Source organism: Halolactibacillus alkaliphilus (assembly GCF_900115465.1).
GTDB classification, from domain to species: Bacteria; Bacillota; Bacilli; order Bacillales; family Amphibacillaceae; genus Halolactibacillus; species Halolactibacillus alkaliphilus.
This window is the reverse complement of the sequence record NZ_FOWN01000023.1, coordinates 37,879-44,476: the sequence shown is the minus strand read 5'-3', so window position 1 is coordinate 44,476 and position 6,598 is coordinate 37,879. Positions and strand designations below refer to the sequence as shown.

The window sequence follows — 6,598 nt, the reverse complement described above, 5'->3', positions numbered from 1 at the left end:
CAGCTTGTCAAAATAGACAAATGGTTCCCCTCTACAAAAACTTGCTCTAACTGTGGTTTTGTAAAAGAAATCAAATTATCAGAGCGCACTTATCGATGTGATTGTGGATTAAACCTTGATAGAGATTATAATTCAGCACTCAATATCAAAAAAGAAGGTATTCACTTATTAGCAAGTGCCTAATGAAAATATAAACTCTTGGAACAAGAGGGTTAGCTTGGTCAATTTCGTCAGCTATCAAAAGTGGCGATTACCCAAGAAGCCCCCACTTCAAGCAACCCGTAAGGGTGGTAAGTGGTGGGAGTAGTTCACTAAAGATGACTCTCTTAAGGTGGTCATTCAATACAAGAAAAATGGGGAATACGAAACTTTAGAACGAGACTTTTTACTAAAAGATTACATGCAAAAACACTGAATTTAAGAGTTCATATTAAATAGTTAAAAAAGATGAATGAAAAACAGCCCTACAGTTGTTATAAAAAATTGTGGGGTTGTTTTTCTGTGGTTAAATGGGTTGATCATTTTAGAGTAAGAAGATACCTGTCACCGTCATAACACAGTGAAGGAGTGGGTAACAGAGCGTTACGGTTAGATAACCACTTCTGGACGAGAAGATGCCCAATTGGGTAACTTTGTATTTCATTATCGGGCAGAGAGTCACACCCTCACCTTTAAGATAATCGCTTAGTGTGTGATTAGCCTCTCTGACGTTGTTTTCCCTTATGGTCAAGATTATGTCACGCATGCCGTTTTGATACAAATGCATCTAAAAGATAAGGAAAAGTACGGAAAGCCCATTGGATGGTCACTTGAGGACCATGGTGACTACTACAACGTTAAATGTTTGATTGACGTGTCGCCTGTACCCTATGTGAATGCCTCAACATCAACCGGCATGATTGGATGCAATGGACGTTTATGACGTGCACCCCGTTTTTTGTCAGAACGCAGGTGTTCTATAAGACAGAACGATTTAACCAAAGCAAGTTGTGCACTATTTCCCCAAGAGGCTTTAACAGATGTTGAGAAAATAGGTTTGCGGCTAGAAAACCCCCTGCTTAGTTGAACGAGCAGGGGGCACCTTTGTCGTCCCCTTTTGGAATCATCTTCCTCAAATGTTCATTAGAATGTTAGGTGGGGATAGTTCAATTAGAATTTAACGGGTTGAGTCGAGTGTTTTTTAGGGCAATGATGCTGGGTAAGGCATTTTCGCTTAAAGACGGATGAAAGATAGGAAATATGCTACACTAGAGGTATGTCGATATATGTGATTTGATTATCGCTGCATATTGATTTGAACGACTATATGTAATAAACTAGGGAGAAGAACGTACGTTTCCTGGAGGTGGAATTTAACGTGATACATTTAAGGGTAAGAAGTGGTTATAGCTTTATGCAGAGCACAGTGAAATTGACCAACTACATAACCTTCGCAAAAGAACATCAATTAAATAGACTTGTTTTGACAGATGATGATACCTTATTCGGAGCGTATAACTTCTACGAACTGTGTTTAAAACACCAAGTGACACCTGTTATTGGTATGTCAATTAAAGTTAAATCCGATGACTTAACAGAGCGTGTGCTAATCTATTGTAAAAATTACCAAGGTTATCAGGCATTGATGGAGCTAAGTTCATATACCCAGCTTAATAAAGAACCGATTTCAATGGCTCAATTAAAAGATTATGATGAAGATATAAAAATTATTGTGCCAGACAAGTTTCTCTTACGCAAAGCAGATCAAGAGATGTTAACTTTAGCTATAATCGATCAGTGCTTAGCTGAGTGGCCAAAAGAAACACATATAGGCCTTTCAAAGTTAACGGTATCTGAAGCTGTTTTACAACATGAAAAGACAGTTTTGTTGACGGATGTCTGCTATTTAAGACTGGAAGAAAAGGAAGCGTATCAAGCATTACGCAAAATGGACAAGCAAAATAATCAAGACAGCGCCGACGCTGGTCACCATTACTTAACTCAAGAAGAACTTATCAATCAAGTGCCAGAAACCTTAATTAACCGAACGAATCAATTTACACAAGCGTGTACGTTTGATATGCCGCCAAAGGAAAAACTCTTACCGAAATTTCCGTTACCTGAGAATCAATCACCTCATCGTTATTTAACTAAACTATGTGAAGAAGCGCTAGAGAAGCGCTACGGTGCTCATGAAGTAGCAAAAGAACGCCTCAAATACGAACTTGCTGTCATTAATAAAATGGGTTTCAGTGATTATTTTTTAATTGTTTCAGACTTCATTCGCTATGCACGAGAAAATCAAATTATGGTGGGACCAGGACGTGGATCGGCTGCGGGGTCCATTGTAAGTTACTTACTCAACATTACGCTAATTGATCCGCTGAAATACGGCTTGTTATTTGAGCGGTTTTTGAACCCAGAGCGAGTAACGATGCCTGATATTGACATTGATTTTTCAGATTACGGGCGAGAAAAAGTAATTCATTACGTCAAGGATAAATATGGGCGAGAACACGTAGCTCAAATTGGCACGTTTGGAACATTTAAAGTACGATCAACAATCCGTGAACTGGCAAAAGTATATCATCTGCCTGATGATACTTTACAGTATATTCTTAAATTATTGCCTCATGACCCCTCGCTAACCATTGCGCGAGCGGTCAAAGAGTCGCCAGACTTGCTAAGTTATATTAAGCAGTCGGATGAATTACAGCGCTTCTTTAAAATTGCCCACACAATAGAGGATTTGCCGAGGAATTTATCAACGCATGCAGCAGGACTCGTTATCTATCATGATTGTCTAACAAAGCACACGCCATTAACGTTAGATAGTGAAGGGCATTATTTAACACAGTATAATATGACTGATTTAGAGTCAATTGGCCTACTTAAAATCGACTTTTTAGGACTGAAAAACTTAACCATTATTGAACAGATTGTTAAAGATGTGAGGAAAAAACATGCGCCCGATTTTAAGATTGAGGACGTCTTACTAGATGATGTGAAAACATATGATTTATTGACCAAAGGTCATACATTAGGGGTTTTTCAGTTAGAATCAAAAGGGATGCAAGAGACATTGACACGGTTAAAGCCAACACATTTTGAAGATATTGTTGCCGTAAATGCTTTGTATCGTCCAGGTCCGATGGCCTTTATTGACACGTATATTAAACGTAAAGAAGGACGTGAACAGGTTCAGTATCTACACACTGATTTAGCGCCGATTTTGTCGGACAGTTATGGTGTATTAATATATCAAGAACAAATCATTCAAGTGGCGCATCAATTTGCTGGCCTTACTTTGGGCGAAGCCGATTTATTACGTCGTGCTGTTAGTAAGAAAAACAAAGAAGCTATCGAGAAAGCGAAAGTAAGATTTTCATACGGATGTTTACAAAAAGGTTATAAGCCAGCGATTGTTGAAGAAGTTTTTTCTTGGATTTTAAACTTTGCTAATTATGGTTTTAACCGTAGTCATGCGGTTAGTTACAGTATGATTTCATATCAACTGGCTTTTTTGAAAGCTCATTACCCTAAAAGTTTTTATACGGCTTTATTAAATGATGCTTACGGATCACAAGAGAAGTTGATGCAGTATGGTCATGAAGTGAAACGAACGGGTATTAAATTGCTTGCACCAAATGTAAATCAAAGCCTGCATGCGTTTACTTCAGAAAAATACGGTATCCGTATGGGGTTGAGAGCAATAAAAGGGCTAAGTTATCCAGTCATTGACGCTATAGTCAAAGAACGCCGCATAGCGCCATATCAGAGCTTATATGACTTTTGTTTGCGTGTGCCTTTAGATATTGTCAAAAGAAAAGATATTGAAACACTGGTGCTTGCAGGTGCGTTTGATATTTTTAATATAGAACGTGCAGCCCTCTTACAATCCATTGATGCTGCGATTGAAAACGGTACGCTATTTGGTGATATTAGGGGTGATATTGACTGGTTAGACGGTTTTTATCAGATGGAAGAACAATATCCAGACGTCGAACCGATGCCATTAATGGAAAAGCTTAGTTTTGAAAAGGCGCTTGTCGGTATGTATGTTTCTGAGCACCCTTTAAGGCATTATCGACAACAGATTAGGCAACACGGGATTGTAAGTTTAAGTTTCTTAGCGGATGATGGCGTGGTTAAGGAAGTCTATCATATAGTGGCCTATACTGAAGCATTACGCGCGATTAGAACCAAGCGCGGGGAATCAATGGCTTTTTTACAGTTATCTGATGAAGATGCCGAATTTGATATGGTTATATTCCCTGAACAATATCGGGAATATAAAGCGCGACTAGAAGAAGGGCAATTTGTTCAAATTGAATGTAAATTGGAAGAACGTCAAGGAAGGAGACAGGCAATTTTACAAACGGTGTCGACTTTTAGTTTTGATAAGATGCAAGAGGAGAATGTAACGGGTCTAGCCTACTATATTCAGGTCTTAGAATCCTCATTAAATGATGTCTTAGAAAAACTGCAACCACTTATGAGAAAGTATCCAGGTGCCTGCCCTGTTATGCTTTATCAAGCGAGAGATAAGCAACTGTATAAACTTAAAGCGGAATATTATTTAAAAGATCATTATGCTGTAAAAAAACAGTTAATCATAATGTTTGGTGAGGCCAACGTTAAACAAAAAAATATATAGCAATTATCGCCCCTTCAAATCGACATTAAACATGTTGCGTGAGTATTTGAAGGGTTTTTTGCTTCAAACTCGTTAGAAAGTTCGATATTTTCCGAATAAGAGGGGTTGTTATTTACACTAGGTACTAATTTGGTGTAAGATAGTTTTTAGAGTGGTCAGACCAGTAGAAAAAATAAAAAGGGTGGACATTGTTGATGACATTAAGAGAAGAAGCTTTGAACATGCATAAAGAAAATCGTGGTAAGTTAGCCGTCAAATCAAAAGTTGCGATTAACGATAAGCGCGACCTTAGCCTGGCATACTCACCTGGAGTTGCAGAACCGTGTCTTGAAATAGAAAAAGATGAAACAAAAGCGTATATGTACACAATGAAGTCAAATATGGTAGGGGTTGTTACTAACGGAACAGCTGTCTTAGGTCTTGGTGCAATTGGCGCCCAAGCTTCTTTACCTGTCATGGAAGGTAAAGCTGTGTTATTTAAAAACTTTGCTGATGTGGATGCTTTTCCCATTTGCTTAAATACAACTGACCCAGATGAGGTTATTAAAACAGTTGAATTAATGGCACCTACATTTGGTGGCATTAATCTTGAAGATATAAAGGCACCTGAGTGCTTTTATATTGAACAAACATTAAAAGAACGTCTTAATATTCCCGTCTTTCATGATGACCAACATGGGACGGCTATTGTAACACTTGCAGGATTAGTTAATGCATTACATCTTGTTAAGAAAACATTTGCTGAGATTAAGGTTGTCATAAATGGTGCAGGTGCTGCCGGTATCGCCATCGTTAAGCTATTACACTACTTTGGTGTAAAAGATATGATTTTGTGCGATTCTAAAGGTGCTGTTTATAAAGGGCGAGAGACAAGTATGAATAAAGAGAAAGAAGCTGTACTGGCTTACACAAATAAAGACAACCAAACAGGTAGCTTGCGAGAAGTTATGAAAGATGCAGATGTCTTTATTGGTGTTTCGCTGAAAGATTTAGTTGATGAAGATATGATCCGCTCAATGAAACGTGATCCGGTTATTTTCGCAATGGCCAATCCAGACCCGGAGATTACACCAGAGCGTGCTAAAAAAGCAGGTGCCCGTGTGATTGGTACAGGCCGGAGTGATTATCCTAATCAAGTAAACAATGTTCTTGCGTTTCCGGGTATTTTTAAAGGTGCTTTAGCAGTTAATGCAACAGATATAAATGAAGAAATGAAAGTCGCTGCTGTACATGCTATCGCAGAAATTATTGATAAGAAAGATTTACATGAAGAGTATGTCATCCCAGATCCATTTAACCCACAAGTAGCTTTAGCGGTAGCGGAAGCTGTTAGTAAGGCGGCTATTAGGAGTGGTGTAAGTCAAGGTGAATGCATTGATCAACAATAAGCCTCGCACTAAAGCTTACCAAAATGTGTTAGAGAAAATAAAAGATTATATTCAGATTGATCAGCTTAAGCCAGGGGATCGGTTACCTTCAGAGCGAGAGATGGCTGAAGATTTAAAGTTAAGCCGCTCTACTGTCCGAGAAGGTCTAAGAGCCATTGAACTTTTAGGGTTAATTGAAACAAGAAGAGGAGAAGGGACGTTTTTACGTCCTTATCAATCCTATCAGACGTTATCATTATTAGCTGGTTTTATTTTTCAAGATGCCAAAACGAAAGAAAATGTTGATGAGACACTGGTCATGATTGAAAATCTAATTGTCGATTTAGGTCGCTGTCGAGGTCTGAGCAAAATACAACATAAGTGGTCGGGCCACGGTTACAGTTATTGGTGTCGTCGCGGCTACAAAGCAACATTTGAGGTCATTTTAGATGTGATGGATAATCAGTTGTTAGAAAAAATATGGTATTTACTTTACGCTTTTTATTTATCAATTGAAGATAAGCAACATATAAGAACAGTAAAGGATTTATTTAAGTTATTTGATGTAGAAATTAAAGCTGAACAATAAAGGGGG

Annotated in this window: 4 protein-coding genes; all 4 read left to right on the top strand. The window is 38.3% G+C overall.

The genetic code is table 11. The annotated features are described in order from the left end of the window. Positions 1-183: zinc ribbon domain-containing protein (locus BM163_RS09780; RefSeq protein ID WP_143088218.1), on the top strand; the 183-nt coding region annotated here is incomplete at its 5' end. Between the two features lie 1,174 nt (positions 184-1,357). Next, positions 1,358-4,636, top strand: a complete 3,279-nt coding sequence (locus BM163_RS09775; RefSeq protein WP_089802640.1) for a DNA polymerase III subunit alpha — start codon at positions 1,358-1,360, stop codon at positions 4,634-4,636. A gap of 194 nt (positions 4,637-4,830) precedes the next feature. Next, entirely contained in the window at positions 4,831-6,024 is a 1,194-nt protein-coding gene (locus BM163_RS09770) for an NAD(P)-dependent malic enzyme (RefSeq protein ID WP_089802639.1), read from the top strand. Further along, the gene (locus BM163_RS09765) at positions 6,002-6,592 is read left to right on the top strand and encodes a FadR/GntR family transcriptional regulator (RefSeq protein WP_229675548.1); all 591 of its coding nucleotides are present in this window, start codon (positions 6,002-6,004) and stop codon (positions 6,590-6,592) included. Before BM163_RS09770 ends, BM163_RS09765 begins: the two co-directional genes overlap by 23 nt. Positions 6,593-6,598 lie beyond the last annotated feature (6 nt).

What these genes read in the sequence shown, in the direction of transcription:
- BM163_RS09770 (WP_089802639.1), top strand. Translation starts at nt 4,831, where the DNA reads ATGACATTAAGAGAAGAAGCTTTGAACATGCATAAAGAAAATCGTGGT.